Genomic DNA, 20,767 nt, shown 5'->3' with positions numbered 1-20,767 from the left:
TTTGGCCTTGACCTGGGTCAAACAGTGCCTCTGGCATTGATTAAATTTTTAATTTCACTGCAACTTGGATGATTTTGGCCAATTTATCGAAACAATTTTTACGCGGTGAGCTTTTGCGGTAAATCAAGCCTATTTCTCGGGCAGGAGCAGGATTTTCAAAGGGTAAATAGCGAATCTGGCTGGATTCGGGTTCCGGGGTCAGGATGGCCAATTCAGGCATAAGGGTAATGCCATTGCCTGAACTGACCATATGTTTTAAAGTTTCGAGGCTGGTGCCCCTGAAATTGGCTTTTTCACGCGCGCCCGCCATGGTACAGACATCGAGTGCCTGATCGCGCAGACAATGCCCATCATCGAGCAAGAGAATGGTTTCTTGGGCCAACTGACGCAGCTTCACGTTTTTTTGCAGGGCCAGCAGATGATTTTCGGGAACCGCCAGCCAAAAATGCTCCTCAAATAAGCTGCGAATCTGCATTTGTTCACTTTCAATCGGCAGGGCCAGTATACCTACGTCCAGTTCGCCACTGGCCAGGCGTTTGAGTAAATCAGCGGTTTGAATCTCATGCAGATAGAGTTCCAGGCCAGGCAAGCCTTTGCGGATAGCAGGAATGATCAAAGGCAAAAGATAGGGGCCCAAGGTGGGAATCAGCCCAATTCTCAAGGGGCCTCGCAGGGGGTCTCCAGCCATTTGGGCCAATTCCTGGATATATTCGACTTCCTGCATGATTCTGCGGGCTTTGTTGACGATTTCTTGGCCTACAGGGGTGAGAAAGACTCTGTGACGGGTGCGTTCCACCAATTGAACGCCCAGTTCCTGCTCCAATTTCTTGAGTTGACCACTGAGGGTGGGTTGGCTGACATAGCATTTCTCTGCGGCTTTGCGAAAATGGCGCAGTTCATCCAGGGCTATCAGATATTCTAGGTCGCGCAGGTTCATCGCTTTGACCAATCATTTGCTTTTTCTATTAAAAATTATAATCTAAGTGTTTGTGCTTATCAATTGAAATGCAGGAAATCTTCGCCGTTTGAGAATGAGGTTTAGCCCCTTAAAAGATTGAGGGCCGATTGCGGCGCACTATTGGCCTGACTTAAGACCGCTGTGCCAGCCTGAACGAGAATTTGAGAGCGGGTGAGTTGGGCTGTTTCCATTGCGATATCCGCATCCCGAATCCGGGATTCAGAGGCCGTGAGATTTTCTCTTGAAATCTGTAGATTTTGAATCGTATATTCCAGGCGGTTTTGGAGTGCGCCCAGACGACTGCGCTGCAAATTGACCTGATCCAGAGCTTCTGTGAGCACGCCAATTGCATTTTGGGCTTTGAGATGAGAGTCCTGATCATTGGCTCCCCAGATATTCAGGGTTTCAATCCGCAGGGCATGTGAACTCATTTCATCAATGCCCAGTTTGAGAAACTGACCTTCATTTGCGCCTATCTGCAGGGTCAGGCTGCGGTCTTCACGCACTTCTTTGCGTTCAGCGAAGATCTGAACCATGACTTCTTTGCCGATATCCGCCTCTGTTAAATTAAAGGGGCCCCCAACGGCAATTGCACTTTGGGTTGAATTGTTGCCCGGATTATGAATTTCTGTTTGTGTGGTTGTGAGTGTATAGGAATCGCCGCCGTTTGAGGTGACTGCACCTGCGTAAGTATTGCTGCGGGTATCAGCATTGTCAGCGAGGGTGTTTAAGTACAGGGCCTGCTGCAAGCCTGTACTGCCGCCAAAACTGAGCGAAAGATCAAATTCAGGAGCTACACCGCCAGGGTTTGGATAAAAGGCGTTGATACCTGGGCTGCCAGGCCCAAAATTATTGGGGCCTGTGGTGCCGCCAAAGGGAATGGGCGCATTGGGGGGGATATAGTTATTGAGCGTTTTGGTCAGGGATGCAACGCCTGCTGCGTAGTTTTGGCTAATATCATGGGAAACGACAAGATTTCCGCCGACGCCGAGAAACACTGCGTAGTTGTCTCCCCCTCCATTGGCGTTTGTATTGAGATCGGTTTGCAAGGCGGTCAAGCTGGCACCGACCGTATCGCCTGGATTCACAACGATACTGGCAGTATAAGATCCACCACTTGAAGTTTGTACGCTGATTTGTAATGTGTCGGCTGCGGCCAGACCATAACTGCCCCAAGTATTGCCTGCGGCAAAGGAGGCATTGGATTGTGTGCGTGAATTGCTTGAGATGGATGAAAAGTCAAGTGTGGAGGTTAGATCATAATTTGAGTTCACGCCCGTGGCCGTGGCGGTGCCTGTATAAGTATTGGTGCTATAGGCTGTAATCTGGCGGTTGACGGTGGTCACTCCGCCAAACAGAGCGGTAAGATTGCCGCCAGTTGAGTTGAGGGTAAAATCAGTATTTTGGTTCAGAGCGTTGAGATCGGGAAAATCTACCACTGAGGCATAGAGCGTTCCAACGGCTGGCAGTGTAAAACCAGGATAAGGAGCCGGAGCTGGTGTTCCACCACTGTAAGCTGCTGGTGGGGTGCTGGAGTAATTGGTGGTGGCTGTATAGATATTTGGCGGGTTGCTGGTACGCGAGACGCTGATTTGGAAACGACTGTTTACATCATCATAAGTGGCAGAGAAAGTATGGCTGGCATTGCTCAAGGCATTGATTTTGGCCAAGAGGCTATTGATGGTGTCTGTATTGGGATCGACGGCGATACTGTATGCGGTAGAACCTACTGTCAGACTCATATTTCCAGCGTTTACAGGGCTGAGCCTTTCTGTTAATATCAAGCTGCTGAGGGGGGTGGAGCGATCGGTGATTCCACTGATATATCCCCCCTTGTTGATATCGAGGGTCAATAGACTGCTGGTATTGCTGGGGCCCAAAAGCGAGATTCCAAAACTGGTACTGCCTAACGTCGGTAAGTCTTGTATTTGCGTTAGAAGGCCGTAGACTGAAGAACGCACTTCAAGCCCTACGACCTCTGGCAGGCTGGATGAGAGGTTGACAATTTTCAAAGAAATCGCTTGATCCACTGTGGCATTGAGAGCGAGACTTTGAATGCCAGCGACAAAATTGCGGATATCCAGAGGAAGGTTTTGAGCATCGCCAACGCGAATATTATTGGTGAGGACTGCACGGGCATTTTGAAAATCTGTTTGTGAAGATTGAATGCTGCCATTTAAGAGTTTTCGCGTATTAAATTCAGTGGTTTGGGAGATCCGTGTAATTTCAGTGCGCAACTGGTTGATTTCTGCTTGAATTTTGCCCCGGTCTTCATTCACCAGCGTATCATTGGCTGCTTGAATTGAAAGTTCACGCATGCGTTGCAGAATGCCTGAGATTTGTTCTAGCCCCCCTTCTGCGGTTTGTACCAGATGGACCCCATCTTGGGCATTGCTGGTGGCTTGATTCAAGCCTTTGATTTGGGTGCGTAACTTTTCAGAAATAGCCAACCCTGCAGCATCATCGGCTGCACGGTTTATGCGCAGGCCCGAGGACAGGCGTTCCAGGGTTTTAGAAAGTTTGGAGTTATTGATACCCAGATTGCGCTGAGCGTTGAGAGACGTGAGATTGCTATTGATATACAGAGCCATCCGTGTCTCCTCTGTTGATTAAATCGCTGTTTGAAAGTATCTTTGCGCGATTCAACGGTTTTATAGTTTTTGAAACTGTTGTCTCATCCGTGAGACAGTTTTGTATATATTAATAAATTATAAACGAATGTTCTGTATGTGTCATAAAAATAAACGATGTTTCTATGCCTGACGCTTAATTTATTGAGATCAGAATACAATCCACTCAAATGATGCAAACGGAGAAAATACTTAACCTAAAAGACTCAGGGCCGATTGTGGTGCGATATTGGCCTGGCTTAGCACCGCGGTACCAGCCTGCACCAGAATTTGGGCGCGGGTGAGTTGGGCTGTCTCCATCGCAATATCTGCATCTCGGATGCGCGATTCAGAAGCGGTCAGGTTCTCTTGAGAAATCTGCAGATTCTGAATGGTATATTCCAGCCGGTTCTGAAAGGCCCCCAGGCGGGCGCGGTTGGTATTGACATACTCCAGCGCAGAATCAATGGCACCCATGGCATTTTGGGCTTTGAGACGGCTGTCCTGGTCTGTGCTGCCCAGAATATTGAGGGTTTCCATACGCAGCGCTTTTCCGCGCATATCCTGAACCCCCATTTTAAGAAATTGGCCTTCGTTGGCTCCGACATGAAAGGTCAGAGAACTGTCGGTGGTGACCACTGTACGAGGCGGCGTTATCTGAATCACGGCTGATTTGCCGATATCCAGGGTGGTAGGGTTGTTGATCTGAACGATTCCAACGGCTTCTCCCGTCGTGTAAAGGCCGTCTACGGGGGGACGTAAAGATAGAAAAAGAACGGATTGGCCTGCCGGAATTCTTCCGCCGCTAATGCCCGCTTCCCAACCGCCACGCGCGGTACCAAGACCGGCATTGGGCTCTAAAAATGAAGCGGGATCACTGGTATCCACACTATACAGGAATCCGTTTACAGAATTATAGACTTCGATGGCAACGCTGACGGGGGCGCTGCTATTTGCTTGGTAACTGACCAATTTAAATTCAAATGCCATATCAAGTGTCGCGGGAGCATACCATTGTCCACCGGGAAGACCGGTCACATTATACTGAGTGACCACTGCAACGCGATTATTGTCCTCTAATTCAAGATCAAAGGTGGCAGGAATACCTGGGCCAGCTCCAGCAGTGGGAAGCGTAATTGTTGAAAAGAAATCCTGCATCTGAGGCACGGTGGCCAGGGTATTTCCCACTCTCAGATTTTGTTTGATTTCTCCGGTTGGATTGGCTTTGCCTGTGGCCTGGGCAATACTGCCATCGAGCAGTTTGCGGGTATTGAATTCTGTCGTTTCGGCAATGCGGGTCAGTTCAACTCGGAGTTGATTGATCTCTTCCTGGATTTTCGCGCGATCGGCGTTCACCAGGGTGTCATTCCCTGCTTGAATGGAGAGTTCGCGCATGCGCTGAAGAATCTGGGAACTCTGATCCAGCCCTGATTCTGCGGTTGCGATTAAATTGATTGCATCTTGGGCATTGCTGGTGGCTTGGCTGAAGCCTTTGATTTGGGTGCGCAGTTTTTCAGAAACTGCTAACCCAGCGGCATCATCTGCGGCTCGATTGATACGCAGGCCCGAAGAAAGACGCTCTAAAGTCTTTGAGAGTTGGACATTGCTGCTGCCCAAATTCCGTTGGGCATTCAGCGAAGAAATATTACTATTGATGCGAAGAGCCATATGTTTCCTCCGTGAAACAAAATCGTGATGAATTCAGCAAACCCATCCTTGGGTTTTTAATCAGAAATTTTTACTGACAATCATAATCATGAATTATATAATATTGAAATTATATAATATTGAAAAATGATTCTCAATATTCGACTATTTTATTCCTTATGGTAAAGGACAGATGACGGACACTTTGGGCTGCTTATTCTTTTAGCAGCTCTCTGCATTTCAATTCCTGAAAGTTTTTGTCATGACCTTGGGTGCCCCAAATGCAAAGCGTTCAAGAGATAATTTAGATGGATCGAGAACAAAGTGAAATCCAGTCATACATGGCAGGGCGTTTCAAGGAATCTCTTTCTTGCTGGTATAAAGCGTATATTCGGCAGCATAAGCTGCAAAATGCTGGTTGAGAAAATCCTGATTTTGGGCAGCAGGCCAAGATAAAAGCTTTTCCATGTCCTGATTATAATCTGGGCGTGGATTCTTGCGATAACTCAGGTACGCTTCTTCTGCACTGAGGGCGGGCCAGAAGAAATTGTATTCACGGGCCACCAGAAAAGCATTGTTAAAATCCAGACGTACCAAGTCATAGTGGTATATTTTGGCTAAATCGTGCAATAGGCTTAAACTGTAACCAAAAAAATGACTGGGAGCATGCGGTTTTGCCTCAGGCAAAAGGGTAAAGCGCAATGGCGGAGGAATGGTTTCGTTAATTTCAGTGCAAATCACGATTGGGCGATAGTAGGCGAGTAGCTGTTTGAGCACCCAATAGTCGCAACTGTCGATATCCAGACTGAGAAAGGCAAATTCTGAGGGCACATTTTCGGTCGCTAAAAGCAGCGGAATATTGTCGGGGGTGATTTCTGAATTTTGAAGAGCAATCTGGAGCCCCAGTTCGCGGTAGGTTCTTTGCATGGCTTGAAAATAACGGGCTTCCCGCTCTATGGCCAGACCCAGCCAACCATTCAAAAACAGTAAAAAAGTATTGGAGCCATTCTGGCCATCAGCCGCTCCAAGATCGACACAAAAACGATTGGGCAGATGGGGAAGAAGTGGGTTTAAGAAAAAAGCGACAGACCAGATGCACTCATGGAAGTAAACAAGATAACCTGGACTTACTTCCAATTGCAGCATGCTGTTCCGCCGCTTTGATAGGGTGGATGATGGGAATCGAACCCACGAATGCCGGAACCACAATCCGGAGCCTTAACCACTTGGCTACACCCACCATAAGGTGCTGAGGCACGCGCCTGGCAGGGGTCGAACCTGCGACCCACGGTTTAGAAGACCGTTGCTCTATCCACTGAGCTACAGGCGCCTGTCAGGTCTGCACAAGCGGGAGACGGGACTCGAACCCGCGACATTCTGCTTGGAAGGCAGATGCTCTACCAACTGAGCTACTCCCGCACATTGTTCACGTGCAGATACTATTATTACCCATGCCCTGAATCCGGTCAAGACGATAGAAGCCTGAAGCTTTTATTTTATTCCTGCAATAAGATTAAAACCAGGAGTAGCGGAGCGTTCTAAGGATTTGACAAGGAATTCCTGAGTATCTAAAAATGCGGGCTCAAGAGGTTGAATCTGAGCTGTTGGGTTGGGACGAAAGCAGCCACTCAGAGCGATTTCGAGTTGGGGAAGCTTGAGATAACTGAGGATTTTAGGGGCGTAATCCAATCTGCCATTGTGAAAAACAACCACGCGGGCCAGATCATGAAGTTCAGAGAAATTGTTCAAACGGTAGAAGCCTTGATCAGTTGGTAAACCAAGCTGTTTGCGCACTCTTACGATTTGTTTGGCCAGAATGCGGATATTCTCAGCAGGCGAGAGCAAGGCTTTCTGACCGATTTCAACCCGTTCTTGAGGCAGCAGTGCCAAAATTTGAGGGGCCAGGAGGTGAACTTTTAATTCTTCTACGCTCAGTTTGCGCAGATCTTTCGTTGCCGCAAGTTTGCCCTTGCCTTGTAAATCTTTTAAGGGCTGATCAAAATGGCCAGAGTGAATCAAGCTCTTCAAATCTTCGTCATAAAAACCCTGCATGATCAATTCTCTTTGGCTGATCTGTGCCAATCCCAAGGTTTTGGCCAGCCCCCATTGGGTCATGACTTCTTCGGTGGGTTTTTCATGGCGAATTTCGTCAAAGAGAATCGCGGCCAGGATCAGCGGATTGAGTTGATATTCTTTGCCCGTTGCTTGAATTTCAGACGAAAAATGTTGAATGATTTCCAAGGCTTGACGATCGCGCCAGCCCAAGGTATCTGTTGCCAAGGTCATGGCTTGATTGACAGGGTTTTGAGAGGCGTGCATGCCATAACGGCGTTGAAACTCTTGAATTTCTTCAGGGCTGAAATTCGCGGCAGAAGGGGGAACGGGCTTGAGGTGCATAGAGGGACGAATTTCTTGGGGCACAGGGATATTCGTTTGAAGATCTGTCAGATGGGGGGCGTCGGCTTGGCTTTGCGCTTGACTGAAAAAACTACCCAGACCCATAAAAGCTAGAAAGAACAGGCTCTGGGCCAGAAACTTTCTTGAGTTGAATTTTATCATCTGAAGTCTTCTGAATAACTTTATTATTTCTTACTACTATCTTAACTCTATTGATCTCTCTCTGCCAGGGTATAAAATGTAAAATTTACTTGTAATAACCGTCACATAGGGCTTGAGAGCTTGTATTGACCTCTGTTTTGCGAAACAAACCGCAGGGTAAATGCCCGTGAAAGTGAAGGGTTGAATTTGGTTTGCTTTGTCTGTTTTCGATGTTAATATGGCTTAAAAAGGCCGGTGAAGCATGCTCTCAGGATTGCAGGGAAAAACAGGCATGATCTTGGGTAAATTTCTGCCCCCCCATGCTGGACATGTCTATTTAATTGAATTTGCCCAAGCATGTGTCGAAAATTTGACGGTGGTTTTGGGCAGTCTCAAAGCCGAACCCATTCCCGGTGAGCTTCGCGTTCAATGGTTACGTCAGCTTTTTCCAGCGCTTCAGATTGTGCATCTGACCGATGAAAACCCACAGTACCCGCATGAACACCCTGATTTTTGGAAGATTTGGCAAGCCAGTCTGGAACGGGTTTTGCCGCAAAAACCCGAGTGGGTCTTTGCCTCGGAAGACTATGGCTGGAAACTGGCAGAGGTTTTGGGGGCGCGTTATATGCCAGTGGATCCCGGGCGTGAGAATTTTCCTGTCAGTGGTACCGCCATTCGTGAGCAACCTGCTCAGAATTGGGATTTTTTACCAGAAGTGGTTCGGCCCTGGTTTCTCAAGCGTATTGCTGTGATGGGCCCTGAATCTACAGGAAAGAGCACCTTGGCTCGCCAGTTGGCGCAGCATTTTCAAACCCTGTGGGTACCTGAATATGCCAGAACATGGATTGAAGCGCATCAGACCCGCCCGAGTGCGGCGGATATGCCCCAGATTGCGCGGGGGCAGTGGGCGACACAGCAGGCCATGGAGCGAAAAGCACGGGCCTGGCTTTTCTATGATACTGAGCTCTGGGTCACAACGATTTGGAACGAGGTGCTTTTTCAGCAGCAGGACCCTGCGATTGCGGCCCAAGCGGCCCGGCAGAGATTTGATCATTACTTGCTCTGCGCGCCAGATGTCCCTTGGGTGGCTGATGAGGTTCGTTATTTGCCTTCGGGTGGCGAAGATTTTTTTCTGCGTTGTCAGGCGCTCTTAGAGCGGGAAAAACTGCCCTATACGGTTATTTCTGGAAATTGGCATGAGCGTTGGCAAAAAGCGTTGTCAGCCCTTGCGCAGCTTTCATAAGCCAGCCTTCCTATTTGCTTGGGTTTTTGCCTGGGTTTGAAGATACTCCATGATTTGCAGGTCCAGGCTCTTGTCATTTAGCAAGCTTTCAGCAAAGGGAGTGAGCGCTTTTTGATAGGGCTCACTCCCTTTGCTGAGCCCAAGTTGGTTTGAAAGAGAGCAGAAAAAACAGTCCAAACAAAACAGGAAAAAGCCAAAGGCTCTCAACCGCTTCGTTTGGAAGTTTCTGAGAACCCTTGGCTGGGCCTGAGCCGTTCAAGTGGTGAGCCCTATTGGCGGGTCAGATTTGTGCAAGTTACTGGCCTTCACCGATCGGCTCTAACTCGTGTTTGGGCAGGGTCAGGGTTAAAAACCAGACCCAAGCGGCAATTAGAAGATAGGCCACGGTCAGATAATAGGGCAGGGTAGAGCCGGTTTGCCAGGGCAAATAGACACTCCCATCCGGCACAACTGAATGGATCACGCCAAAGAAGGTCAAGAGCGCAGTGACACCCAAAATCAACATGGCTTTGTTCATTTGGCGATCAATCAAGAAGGCCAGAAAGGCTCCCCAGAGCATGCCCGTTAGAATAAAACCGTGACCCAGTACATGAATGGCCTGAAGCGAAGTTTCCATCTCATGCGGCAGATGCAGGGGGTGGGCTTTGAGAATCTCGGCCACACCGGGCAAACCCATCAGCGCGCCCATGGTTTGCCCTTGCAGGTTGTCTACCTGAATCATGGCCAGGTTGGCAACGGTAGGCAACATGGCCAGACCAATTGCAGCATAATGGCGGTGGGGGCAGACCTCAAAGGCCTGGGCAACAATTTCGAGACCGACGAAAATCAAAATCCCGGCAACCGCCGGCGCGGGAATCAGATCGACGACTGAAGAGGTATAGCCCAAGATGCCACCGATTCCGATAAACAGACCTGTGGCCAGCGTATAGGCTGCTCGTGCCCCCATTGCTTTATAAGCCGGGTGGCCGATATAGGGGGTGGACTGGGCCATGCCGCCAAAAATCCCAGCGACCAAAGTGGCAATCGCTTCGGTTAAGAGGATCGTGCGGGTATTGAAATGGTCACCTGCCAGGCGGGCGCTTTCGGTGACGTTGATGCCGCCTACGACCGTTAAAATACCAAAGGGCAAAGCAATAGGCAGGTAAGGAATGGCGTCTTTAAAACCCCAAAGAAAACCCAATGAAGGAATTGGCAGAGCAAGATGCATGGCCAGTTGTGGGGTTTTGAATTCTGCCAGACCGAGCAAACCACTGGGGCCGGTAAGATAGTAAAGCAAGGTGCCGATTGCCACCGCTGCGAAAATGCCTGGAATGCCTTTGGGCATGGGCAAACGGGCTACAACGGCACAGAGTACGATGCCCAGGGCGACCAAACCTACGATCGGCATTTTGAAGATATCCACCAGCGGTAAAAATCCCAGCAAGGCAATGCCAATGCCTGCCAAAGAGCCCAAGAGACCGGCTTGGGGAACCACGCGTTGAACCCAACCGCCAATAAAAGAAAAGATCAGTTTGAGAATGCCCATAAAGACCATCACGGACATGCCGATATACCAGGTAAGCTCAGCATTTTTACCCGTGGCCAGATAGGCGGGGCCGAGGACTGCAAAAGCCATGCCAATCGTTGAAGGGGTATCGAGCCCCAGGGGCATGGCTGTTACTTTGTCGTTGCCTGTTTCTTTGGCCAGTTTAATCGCGAGCCAGGAATAGACCAAATCGCCAATCATGACCCCCAGACAGGTGCCAGGAATCATTTTTGTAAAAATAAAATTAACGGGGAAGCCAAAAACGCCTCCGAGAATGCTGGTAAAAAGCACAAGATTGGTGACATTGTCCAGCATCAGGGCCCAAAAAGCGTTGAGATCGCCCCAAGTGGCCCATTTATAGCTTTGTGTTGTGTTCATGACGCGTTTCCTCCAGCTTTTATCTTGCCCGATTGTTTGGCCTCTATCTGTGATCGAAAAATTGCTGAAAACCAAGTTTCAATGGCTGGTTTCTGATTTGGAACTGCTTTTTTGGCAAACCGGCCTGCCTATTCTGAAGATCTGTTTGGGCTTGTGTCAGGGGCAAACCTGAGCTTGTCTCTTGTTTGACAAGCCATGGGGTCTCATTTATTCTAGGGGGGGAATAAGATAGATAAAGATCCCGTTTTCTTGATTGGGTTGTGGCCTTCATGTTCAGTATTCAACAGCATGTTTTTTTGTTTTGCAGCTTTGGGCTGAAATCTTTTCTCAGGCCCGGTTTTAATGCCTGAACAACTCGCTGAGCCGCTGTTTAAAATCGAGCATCTGAGCAAATCCTATGTTATGGGCGAAGTCACAGTTCATGCCTTGCGAGATGTTTCGCTTGAAATTTATCCCCATGAACTCTTGGTGATTTTGGGTGCCAGTGGCTCAGGCAAATCGACGCTGCTCAATATTGTGGGAGGGATGGATACTCCCACCTCTGGAACGGTCTGGTTTAAGGGCGAGGATCTTTCTTCTGCGACAGAAAAAGCCCTGACCCGTTACCGCCGCAATCATATTGGTTTTGTTTTTCAGTTTTATAACCTGATTCCCAATCTGACGGCTCTTGAAAATGTTGAAATGGCGACTGAGATTGTCGAGCATCCTGCCCAGCCTCTTGAAATGTTGCGTTTGGTGGGGCTTGATGATCGGGCCGATCATTTTCCGGGCCAACTTTCAGGGGGGCAGCAACAACGGGTTGCGATTGCGCGGGCCACCGCCAAACAGCCTGAGGTCTTGCTCTGTGATGAACCGACGGGAGCCTTGGATTATCAGACGGGCAAAACTGTGCTGCATTTTTTGCAGGAGATCAACCGCAAAACCGGTACTACTCTGGTTTTGATTACCCACAATGCAGGCATTGCCGCCATGGCAAACCGTGTGATTCATATGCGTGATGGGGAAGTTCAGGATATTCAGATCAACCCGGAACCCGTAACAGCAGATCAGGTATTCTGGTAATGCCCGTTCTCTACCATAAGCTGCGCCGGGATCTCTGGCAAAGCAAAGGCCAGGTCGCTGCGGTGACGGCTGTGATTACCTGTGGCATTGCCATTTTTGTTGCTTTTTTCGCCTGTTATCGCAATTTGGTTTTAACCCGTGACAGCTATTATGCCAGTTACCGTTTTCATGATTTTAGTATTCAACTTGAAAAAGCTCCGCTTTCGGCTGTGTTTAAACTTGCAGATCTAGCCGGTGTCAGGGCTGTGCGGGGAAGAATTGTCAAAGATGTGAATCTGACAGTGGCCGGTCAAAATGAGACCAAAATCGCGCGGATTACCTCGTTTCCGCTTCGTCATGAACGGGTGATTGATGGCTTGCATCTGATGAATGGGCGCTATTTTTCGGCCAGTGGAATTGATGAATGTTTGGTCAATGACCGCTTTCTGACGGCCAATCAGCTCAAACCCGGCGATCGGATCACCGTCAATGTCAATGGGCGGCGCCAAAGCCTGAAAATTGTGGGCGCAGCCCAATCCCCTGAATATGTGTATACGATTCGCAATGCCCAGGAAATGTTGCCCAATCCACGCAAATTCGCGATTGTCTGGGTTCAGGAAGCCTGGGCTGAAAGCCACCTCGATATGAAGGGGGCAGTCAATGAAATTGTGGGCGAAGTCTTTGAACCCTCACGTTTAAAACTTTTGCTGGACAAGGCCGAAGACCTGCTCAAGCCCTATGGGGTTTATGCCAAGATCCAGCGCAAGGATCAGCTCTCCAACTGGTATTTGCAGAGTGAATTGGAGGGGCTGAAGGTTTCCAGCAGCGTAACGCCTACGATCTTTTTGATCATTGCAGCCTTGATTTTGGTGATTCTTTTAACCCGTATGGTGCGCCGCGAACAGATGCAGATCGGCCTGCTCAAAGCCTATGGCTATACCAATTTTGAAGTGGCCATGCATTATGTGCGCTTTGCGGGGCTGGTGGGCTTAATCGGTGGGCTTTTGGGGTATGTCTTGGGGCAATGGATGGGGCGGGGCATGATTACCATTTATGTGGATTATTTCAGCTTTCCCATTTTGAAATATCAATTTTATCCTGACCTGTTTTTGCGTGCGCAGGCCATCAGCATTGCCTGTGGCTTGCTCAGCGCCTTAACGGTGGTACGCGGGGTGGTTAAAATTTCACCCGCCATTGCGATGCGCGACAGCCCGCCTCGTTCAGCCAAACGCATGTTTTTGGAGTATTTTCCCAGGCTGTGGCAGCGTCTGAGTTTTACCAATAAAATGATTTTTCGCAATATGGCACGTTATCCCATGCGGTCTGGCTTTACTGTCTTGGGGGTCATGCTTTCAACTGCGATTGTAATCATGGGGTATTTCTCCAGTGATGCGATGGGTTTTTTGATACACCACCAGTTTGAATTGGTGCAAAGGGAAGATATTCGTTTGACCCTGTATCTTGAAAGAGGCAAAGAGGCTTTGTTCGAGGCGCAACGCCTGCCCCATGTGCGCAGGGCTGAGCCGCTATTGCTCTATCCCTTCGAGTTGCGCCAAGGTTGGAAACGTAAAGAGATGCTGATTACGGGCCTGCCTGAGACTCACCGGCTCTTTCGTCTGCTCGATGCCCAGGCCCAACCCGTAGAACTGGGAAAAAAGGGCCTCACCCTGATGGATATTGAGGCCAACCGTTTGGGATTGAAGGTGGGGGATACGGTGACGCTCAAACCACTTTTTGGCCGGGTGACCCGTGAAAAAAAAGTTGTGGTAGAAAAAATCGTGACCCAGTTTTTGGGGGCAGGAGCCTATATGCAACTGGAAACGCTCAGCCATTTATTGGGGGAAGCTTATGCGCTCAATGCCCTGCTTTTGCAGATTGATCCTGGCTCTCAGGCTGAGGTCAGCGCCAAGATCAAGGATTTGCCCGCTGTGGCAGCTGTAGAAATAAAATCGGATTCACTCGACAATTTTAATAAAACCATGGGGGAATCCATGGGCATTTCGAATTTTTTTCTGACCCTCTTTGCGGGGATCATTGCGGTCGCTGTGATCTATAATTCTACGGCGATTAATATCACTGAACGCAGTCGTGAAATGGCCTCCTTACGTGTTTTGGGGTACACTACTCAAGAAGTCGGGCGGATTGTTTTCAATGAAAATCTGTTCCTGTCTTTATTCGGCTTATTGTTGGGGTTGCCTGTGGGGACCTGGATGTGCATGGCCATTACCCAGGCCTACGTCACAGATGTTTACCGGTTTCCCTTTTACCTCAGCAATAAAACCTATTGGATCAGTGCCCTGACCATTTTAGGCTATGTTTTAGTCAGCAATTGGCTGTCTCGTAAGCGGATTGCCTCTCTGGATATGGTTGAGGCGTTAAAATCTCGGGAGTAAATATGTTCAAGCAGATCTTGAGCCAACTCAAGAAAAAATGGTGGATTTTGGCCCTTGGGATAGGGCTGGTGGGTGTTGCTTTTGTTTCTCTGAGGGAGCCGATCCAGAACGTTGAGAGCATTCAGGTCAAGCTGGGGCGGGTGCGCCAGTTTATTCTTGAAGAGGGGAAAACCCGTCTGGCACGTGAATATACTGTGAATTTGCCTGTCGCGGGAGAACTTTCCCGTTTGCCCTGGCGAGAAGGCGACTGGGTTGAAAAGGGACAGGTTTTAATCGCTCTTAACCGTTTGGGGCGCAGTCTTGAGATTGCGGGTTTGCGTTCGCGTCTGGCTGAAATATCGGCCCAGACACAAGGGATTCAAAGCCAAAAGCCGAAGTCCTCTGAATTGGCTGTGGCCCAGGCCCAGATCGAACAGGCCCGTTTGCAGCGCAGCCAGAGTCAACGTCAACGTGAAGCCCAGGAAGCTGAATTGGCACAGTTGGAACGCCATTTGAACCGGCAGGAGACGCTTTATCGCGAGGGGACCCTCACCTTGGCCCAGCTTGAAGACGTGCGCAAACAGGTTTTGGTCATGCGCAAACAGGCCCAGCAGGCGCTTTTAGAAGAAAAAAAAGCGCATCAGGCTTTGCGTGTGGCTGAATTGCAAGCACAGCGCTTAAAACAGACTCTGCAAGACCCGGAGTATCTGCGTGGCGTGTATCAGGCCCAGCGAGAGCAAGTCAATGCGCAGTTGCGCCAGAAACAGGATGAATGGGGCAAAACCGTGATCACCGCCCCTGTTTCAGGGCCTGTGCTTGAGGTGCAAAGCCGTGATGCCACTGTCTTGCCGGCCGGCAGCCCGATCTTGAAGCTGGGAGACCTCAATTCCTTAGAAATCGAAGTGGATATTCTTTCAGAAGAAATTCACCAGGTCAAACCGGGTCAAAAGGTCGAGATCTCTGGCAAGGCCTTGCAGGATCAGCAGGTGCTGGGCAAAGTGGCGCGGATCTATCCTGCTGGTTTTACCAAACTTTCAGCGTTGGGGGTTGAGCAGCAGCGGATCAAAGTCATTGTCAGTGCCCCGCCTGCTGCACTGCATTTATACCCTGGTACGCGTGTGGACGTGAAAATTATTACTGCAGAAAAAGAGCGGGTTCTTGTTGTGCCTGAGCGGGCTTTGTTTAAACAGGATGAGCAGTGGCAGGTGTTTAAAATCGAAGCGGAGCGCTTGGTTTTACAGACGGTCAAGGTGGGGCTTAAAAATGATGATGAGGCTGAAATTCTTCAAGGCTTGAAAGCCGGTGATGAGATTGTTTCTGAGCTAGAAACAGCCTTTAAACCAGGCTCAAAGGTTCAGATTAACCCCAAAAAAGCAGAAAAGCTCTAAATTTAAAGCTTCTGAATCCAATTTTTCAGCTATTTTTGGCTATCTTTTTGCTTGGCTTCAATGCTATAATCAGACCAAATCTACTGCTTAAATCCAAAGGAGAATTTTGCATGGACGCTATTTCTTCTGTTTCTACACCGGCCCTGGACGTGGTACAGGCGGCACTCAGCCGCAAAGAAAATATCGAGCAGACGGCTTTGGCCGTTGCTGCCAAAGCGCAGGAAATCCAAACGCAGCAGGGTGCTGCCGCTGTTTCTTTGATCGAAGCTGCAGGCCACAGTTTGGTGGATGTCAGGGTCTGAAGCTCAGTCTGCATGGGACACCAGCTTGATGCCCTGCTTGTTCAGGCCCCTCTGAACCCAGAGATTTTTGCCCGTTTTCATTTGCCGGTCTTGCCCTTGCCCCAGGGCTTTGTGCTCGTACCCTTGAATCTCTCCTGGCTTGAGCATTTGGAAAATCAATATCCAGAGACTGCTTTTGTGCCGCTTCGGCCTGTGGCTTTTCGTTCACATCCTTTAAGTTCGGTACTCTGTGATTCTGTTTTTATACATGCTTTGATGGCCGAGCAGGCTCCCCATAGCCCCTATTGTCTCTTGAAAACAGATTATTTTGGCGGGGTGGGTTTTCAATTGGCACGTGTCTATGCCCAGGGAGCTTTGTTGGCAGACGGTCTGAGCCTACAAGAGGCTCTGGGCAGTTTGGGGGTGCGTTCTGAAGCTGGAACCGATGCCTTTGAAAGTTTGGGGCTTGAAAAATTCAGAAATTCTTTTGCTTATTTTGAGGGATGCCTCGCTTCCCTGCCCGTGGAGCCATAAGGGGTCTCTTTCCGATGGATAGCCCTGAGACCCGTACTGTCTTGAGGCTGCGTGTGATGGGGGTGTTTACCCCTGCTCACTACTTGCAGGAGCTTGAGCCAGACGCGAAGCGTTTGACAGCCTTGTGAATATAATTTATTATCAAATAATTCAATATTAAATTAATTGGAGAAACCTCAGATGAATTCAGCTCTCACTCCTCTTTCTGCCCATGCCAAGGATTTAGGTGGAGGCGTGATCATTGAGCGTTATCTTCCCCATCTTCCCCGCCCCAAGGTGGGCCCTTTTGTCTTTTTTGACTATTTGCCCCGGATCGAATTTGCGGCAGGAACGGGAACCGATGTGCGCCCGCATCCGCATATCGGACTGTCTACCTTGAGTTATCTTTTTGAAGGCAGGATGCATCACCGCGACAGCCTTGATTATGATCTTGTGCTGGAGCCAGGAGACGTTTTGCTCATGACCAGTGGCAAGGGCATTGTGCATTCTGAACGTACCCCTCAAGCCGATCGTACCCAGCCTCACCGGATTCATATGGTACAGTTCTGGCTGGCCTTGCCTGAGCAGGAAGAACAGGTAGATCCTTGGGTAGCGCATGCCGTCAAAGCAGACTTGCCCGTTTGGGACATTCAAGCTGGGCTCAGTGCCCGTTTGGCGATAGGTGAAGCACTTGGAAATAAAGCCCCGGTCAGCTGCTCGCTTAATCCCTTTCTGGTCGATTTTGAAGCCCAGCAGGCAGGCGCATGGACTTTGAAAACAGATCAGCGCGAATCCTCTTTCTTCTTAGTGGCAGGTGAGCTGAAAATCGGTGAAGCCTCCTATTCAGCCCCCTGTTTTTTAGTGGCTGAACCTGAGCAAAGCTTTGAGATCCGTTATTCAGAACAAGCCCGTTGGCTTTGGTTAGGGGGAGATCCGCTCGATAGCCCCCGTATTTTATGGTGGAATCTGGTTGCCTCCAAGCAGGAATTGATTGACGCAGCCAAAGAAAAATGGCTGAAGGGTGAATTCGAAGGCGTCAAAGGAGATTCTGAATTTATACCCTTGCCCGTCAGTTAAGCTCATCTCAACCCTTGGGTGCTTGAACAAAGATCTGAAAAAAACTATGATGGAGTCAGGTCTTTCTGGAGGTGCCCTGTGGATCCTCTTCTGCGTCAAACGATCTTGATTTATTTCTCTCAAAAAAGACTTTGGCCCTGGTTTTTACTCGCCCTATCAAGCTTGAGCTGGCTTGTCTATTCCGCAGCCTGGAAACCTTATTTTGGGCTGGTGTTTTTAATTCTGTTTTTGAGCCCTTTGATTGAATATTTTGTGCACCGTTATCTGCTGCATTTCCCCCGGCCAGAAACCGGTGAAAAGCATCGCTTCTGGCACTGGGCCATGGATCAAATTCATTATATTCACCATGAAGATCCCAAACAGGTACGCTATGTTTTTGCTGAAGCGTGGTTGATTTGGGGGGCTGTATTTCTAAATATCGGGATCGGCTGGCTCTTGACCTGGACTTGGGAAGGAACCATGAGCTTTTTAACGGTCACTGTCTTGTATTATTTGCTGTACGAATGGACGCATTGGCTGGCGCATTCTGATTATACTCCCCGCAATCCCTATAGCCGCTTCATGAAAAAATTTCATGTCTGGCATCACTATAAGCATGAGTCCTATTGGTTTGGCATTACCAGTCCCTGCGGGGATTGGCTCTTTCGTTCCTGGCCTGAACCCAAAGCCATTGCAGCTTCAGAGATGGCCTTGAAAAACCGGGGCCGTGTTTGATTGTGGCAAGCTCTGAGCGTTGATGATTTCAATTTGCCAATTTGCTTCGAAGCCCCAAACCCGGAAGGCTTGAATCTGCTCCTGTTGAGCCAGAAGTTTTCCTTCCTCGGGTTTTAAAATCAACAAAGCGGTGGAGAGGGCGTCCGCTTGGGCCGCAGAAGCTGCCAAGACAGTCATGCTGCCACGGTAAGGGGCTGGCCAACCGCTACGGGGATCGAGAATATGACTGTAACGTATTCCCTCTTTTTCAAAAAACTGTTGATTGTCACCACTGCTTGAGAGGGCCTGATCTTGAAGCCAGAGCCCTTTCAGAATGGCTTCGCTTTGATCGGGGGCTTTGATTCCAACTGGCCAGCCCCTGGGGGAGTTGGGGGGGGCACCGATAAACAGACTGCTGCTGTCACAGCTTAAAGCGGCGCTTTGAATGCCCTGCTGACGCAGATAGGCTCCGGCCAAATCCAAGGCTCGGCCTTTGCCGATACCTCCAAAATCCAGTTTCATGCCGGGTGCGAGCAACTGCAGGCGGGGAGGATCAGAATACAGTTTGATTTTATCTGAGCCCACGGCTTTCAAGGTTTGTTCTAATGCTTTGGGGCTCGGAATGCTGAAACCACCTCCGCGAAATCCCCAGAGTGAAAGCAAAGGACCCACACTGATATCAAAGGCCTGCTGACTGATTTGGTTATAATGCAAAGCTTCAATCAGCGCCTCGTATAGCGGGTTTGAAATCGGGCTGGGATGGGGCCAGGCCTGAGGTAAAACCCGCATCAACTCACTGTTGTTTTTCCAATCTGAAAGCAAATCATCCTGTGCTTGAATCAATGCCAGCGCTTTTTCTGCAAGCTGCCCCCCCTGCTCGGGATTCGGGCTATAGAGCATGATTTTAAACAGGCTTCCCATGCTATAGCCCATACGCTGTACCAGCGTGAGGGGAGCTTCTTTTGGCTTTGAAGAAGGCTGAGCCTGGCTCTCCACGTTGGGATATCCAGACAGGAGGAGCAATCCCCCAAGCAGGCCCTGTTTAAGTAAGTGATTCGTCTTTTTGAACCAGGCGTTCTTCATGGGAGGGATACTCCAAAGAGGGGGCTGTCGGTTTGTGGGTGGGTTTGCGTTTGGGGCGGCGGGCCAGCCAGAGCCCACTGAATGAAAGAAAAATCAAACTCAGAGCAATGCCATCGTAGAGGATTAAGCCCGCATTGCCAGCAAAGCGCCCCGTGTGCAGACGCCAGATCAGATCATGAATATCCAGGGCCTGGCGACCCTGACCGCTTGTCAGGGCCTGTCTTTTCCAGACACCTTGCGGGCTTTGTGTATACCAAGCCAAATCTGTTTGCAGTTGCAAGCTGGGGCCTGCCCCTACCAGCAGGGTTTCAATTTTTTCTCCACTCAGAGGGTTAAAGGGCAAATCGGAAACTTCTTCCCAGATTTCACCGCCGTCTTCAGAAAAATAAACTCCGACTTCGCGCAGGGCCACCCAGATTTGATCGGCTTTTTCAGGTGAAAAGCCGATCCCTGAAACCTTTTCGGCGGGTACGAAGAGCTTCAGCTCTTGCCAGGTTTGGCCTTGATCACGGCTCTCAAACAGATTTTTTTGATCGGCAGCGAGCAAATGTCCCGTGCGATGGGGGTCTGCGGTCAGAACGCGGGCTTGGCTGAGGTGAAAATTTTGAATTTTGGCAGGGTTCAAAAACCAGGCCCGCCAGAGATCGGCGTGATTTAATGCCAGGGCTGTGCCCGATACCACAAGCATGAACAGACAGGAAAGAATGCCAACCCAGCGGTGTAATTGATGCGCCCAGCGTCTGCCTTTCACTTGAGAACCAACATTTCTAGCAGGGCAATGGCTTTGCGAACCCCTGCGGCAATCGACCAAGAAGAGATGGTGGCACCTGTCAGGTGAATAATATCGGTATTGACTTCTATCGGGTCTTTGCCAGATTTTCCGACAAACTGACTTAAAAAGCGATTGCGCTTAATACCGTCGCCCCGGCGTTCACGGTAAACCATCACGGCCACCTGTGTCACACTGGCTTGAGGGCTGAGCCCCACAATAAAGGTGATTGGAAAATGTTTTCCATCTTCATCCAGGATCAGGGCATAGCGCTCGACCTTTCCATTTTGCAAACCGTACCAAATGGGCAGGCTGGTTTCGGGTATTTTACGGCGCAGCTGCTTTTGAATTTGTTTTTTTTGTTCAGCATTGAGCGTCAATAGATGTTTTTCGGATTTTAGATCGCCGAAAATAAGCTTTAAGGCTGCCTCTTCGTTGAGATAGACCTGTTCGTAAAATTCTGGTTTTTCTGCCGCAGAGGCGTTCAGAACAGGACTATTTGCCAAGAACAGTGTCAGCAGGAGTAGGTGTGTAAAGAGAAGGCGCATGGTTTTATCCTCAAAGCAGGCAGTCTGAAATCTGAGCCTCAGACTGCCCAATTTATTCTTCCTGTAACATAACATAGGTTGTTTTGCTCTTCTTTTTCAAGAGG

Annotated in this window: 18 protein-coding genes, 3 tRNA genes and 1 pseudogene; 8 read left to right on the top strand and 14 right to left on the bottom strand. The window is 49.3% G+C overall.

All coding sequences use genetic code 11. The features are described 5' to 3' along the window. Positions 1 to 40 precede the first annotated feature (40 nt). From COW20_04305 to COW20_04265, 9 genes and pseudogenes are all read right to left on the bottom strand, one after another. Complete coding sequence (locus tag COW20_04305) at positions 41 to 937, bottom strand: DNA-binding transcriptional regulator OxyR (protein ID PIW49945.1); 897 nt, start codon at positions 935 to 937, stop codon at positions 41 to 43. A gap of 101 nt (positions 938 to 1,038) precedes the next feature. Next, positions 1,039 to 1,494, bottom strand: a complete 456-nt coding sequence (locus tag COW20_04300) for a hypothetical protein (protein ID PIW49944.1) — start codon at positions 1,492 to 1,494, stop codon at positions 1,039 to 1,041. Between the two features lie 1,620 nt (positions 1,495 to 3,114). After that, a pseudogene (locus COW20_04295) lies at positions 3,115 to 3,543 on the bottom strand (flagellin). A gap of 237 nt (positions 3,544 to 3,780) precedes the next feature. Continuing rightward, the gene (locus tag COW20_04290) at positions 3,781 to 5,235 is read right to left on the bottom strand and encodes a hypothetical protein (protein PIW49879.1); all 1,455 of its coding nucleotides are present in this window, start codon (positions 5,233 to 5,235) and stop codon (positions 3,781 to 3,783) included. Positions 5,236 to 5,568: 333 nt separating this feature from the next. Then, positions 5,569 to 6,360, bottom strand: coding sequence for a hypothetical protein (locus COW20_04285; protein ID PIW49878.1), 792 nt, complete (start codon positions 6,358 to 6,360; stop codon positions 5,569 to 5,571). Between the two features lie 18 nt (positions 6,361 to 6,378). After that, positions 6,379 to 6,454: transfer RNA gene (locus tag COW20_04280), tRNA-His, on the bottom strand. Between the two features lie 17 nt (positions 6,455 to 6,471). Then, positions 6,472 to 6,544, bottom strand: a tRNA-Arg gene (locus COW20_04275). A gap of 16 nt (positions 6,545 to 6,560) precedes the next feature. After that, positions 6,561 to 6,633, bottom strand: a tRNA-Gly gene (locus tag COW20_04270). 72 nt (positions 6,634 to 6,705) lie between these two features. Then, complete coding sequence (locus COW20_04265; GenBank protein PIW49877.1) at positions 6,706 to 7,773, bottom strand: hypothetical protein; 1,068 nt, start codon at positions 7,771 to 7,773, stop codon at positions 6,706 to 6,708. 271 nt (positions 7,774 to 8,044) lie between these two features. Here COW20_04265 and COW20_04260 point away from each other — a divergent pair, with 271 nt between their 5' ends. Next, entirely contained in the window at positions 8,045 to 8,995 is a 951-nt protein-coding gene (locus COW20_04260; GenBank protein PIW49943.1) for a transcriptional regulator, read from the top strand. Here the strand turns inward: COW20_04260 and COW20_04255 are convergent. Next, positions 8,990 to 9,202, bottom strand: coding sequence for a hypothetical protein (locus COW20_04255; GenBank protein ID PIW49876.1), 213 nt, complete (start codon positions 9,200 to 9,202; stop codon positions 8,990 to 8,992). The two genes, COW20_04260 and COW20_04255, sit on opposite strands and share 6 nt — an antisense overlap. An 88-nt stretch (positions 9,203 to 9,290) precedes the next feature. Further along, positions 9,291 to 10,898 carry a hypothetical protein gene (locus tag COW20_04250; GenBank protein ID PIW49875.1) on the bottom strand — a complete coding sequence of 536 codons (1,608 nt, stop codon included), beginning with the start codon at positions 10,896 to 10,898 and terminating at the stop codon, positions 9,291 to 9,293. A 342-nt stretch (positions 10,899 to 11,240) separates the two neighbouring features. Here COW20_04250 and COW20_04245 point away from each other — a divergent pair, with 342 nt between their 5' ends. The 7 genes from COW20_04245 (at position 11,241) to COW20_04215 (ending at position 18,284) form a co-directional block, all read left to right on the top strand. After that, positions 11,241 to 11,960: an ABC transporter gene (locus tag COW20_04245; protein ID PIW49874.1), complete on the top strand. Its 720-nt coding sequence runs from the start codon at positions 11,241 to 11,243 to the stop codon at positions 11,958 to 11,960. Next, positions 11,960 to 14,332, top strand: coding sequence for a hypothetical protein (locus COW20_04240; protein PIW49873.1), 2,373 nt, complete (start codon positions 11,960 to 11,962; stop codon positions 14,330 to 14,332). The genes COW20_04245 and COW20_04240 overlap by 1 nt, the downstream gene beginning before the upstream one ends. A 2-nt stretch (positions 14,333 to 14,334) precedes the next feature. Further along, a complete protein-coding gene (locus COW20_04235; GenBank protein PIW49872.1) occupies positions 14,335 to 15,699 on the top strand; it encodes a hypothetical protein in 1,365 nt (454 codons plus the stop codon). Between the two features lie 110 nt (positions 15,700 to 15,809). Next, complete coding sequence (locus tag COW20_04230; GenBank protein PIW49871.1) at positions 15,810 to 16,001, top strand: hypothetical protein; 192 nt, start codon at positions 15,810 to 15,812, stop codon at positions 15,999 to 16,001. Between the two features lie 12 nt (positions 16,002 to 16,013). Next, the gene (locus COW20_04225; protein ID PIW49870.1) at positions 16,014 to 16,514 is read left to right on the top strand and encodes a hypothetical protein; all 501 of its coding nucleotides are present in this window, start codon (positions 16,014 to 16,016) and stop codon (positions 16,512 to 16,514) included. A 180-nt stretch (positions 16,515 to 16,694) separates the two neighbouring features. Further along, entirely contained in the window at positions 16,695 to 17,570 is an 876-nt protein-coding gene (locus tag COW20_04220) for a hypothetical protein (protein ID PIW49869.1), read from the top strand. 18 nt (positions 17,571 to 17,588) lie between these two features. Beyond that, a complete protein-coding gene (locus COW20_04215) occupies positions 17,589 to 18,284 on the top strand; it encodes a hypothetical protein (protein ID PIW49868.1) in 696 nt (231 codons plus the stop codon). Here COW20_04215 and COW20_04210 read toward each other — a convergent pair. The 3 genes from COW20_04210 to COW20_04200 are packed head-to-tail and all read right to left on the bottom strand — an operon-like array spanning position 18,249 to position 20,738. Then, complete coding sequence (locus tag COW20_04210) at positions 18,249 to 19,346, bottom strand: hypothetical protein (protein PIW49867.1); 1,098 nt, start codon at positions 19,344 to 19,346, stop codon at positions 18,249 to 18,251. The two genes, COW20_04215 and COW20_04210, sit on opposite strands and share 36 nt — an antisense overlap. Then, positions 19,306 to 20,223 (bottom strand): hypothetical protein, encoded by a 918-nt coding sequence (locus COW20_04205; GenBank protein ID PIW49866.1) that lies wholly within the window; start codon positions 20,221 to 20,223, stop codon positions 19,306 to 19,308. Before COW20_04205 ends, COW20_04210 begins: the two co-directional genes overlap by 41 nt. Then, positions 20,094 to 20,738, bottom strand: coding sequence for a hypothetical protein (locus COW20_04200; GenBank protein ID PIW49865.1), 645 nt, complete (start codon positions 20,736 to 20,738; stop codon positions 20,094 to 20,096). The genes COW20_04205 and COW20_04200 overlap by 130 nt, the downstream gene beginning before the upstream one ends. Positions 20,739 to 20,767 lie beyond the last annotated feature (29 nt).

It is taken from the genome of bacterium (Candidatus Blackallbacteria) CG13_big_fil_rev_8_21_14_2_50_49_14 (assembly GCA_002783405.1).
GTDB lineage: Bacteria > Cyanobacteriota > Sericytochromatia > UBA7694 > UBA7694.
This window is presented reverse-complemented; position numbering and strand designations above follow the sequence as displayed.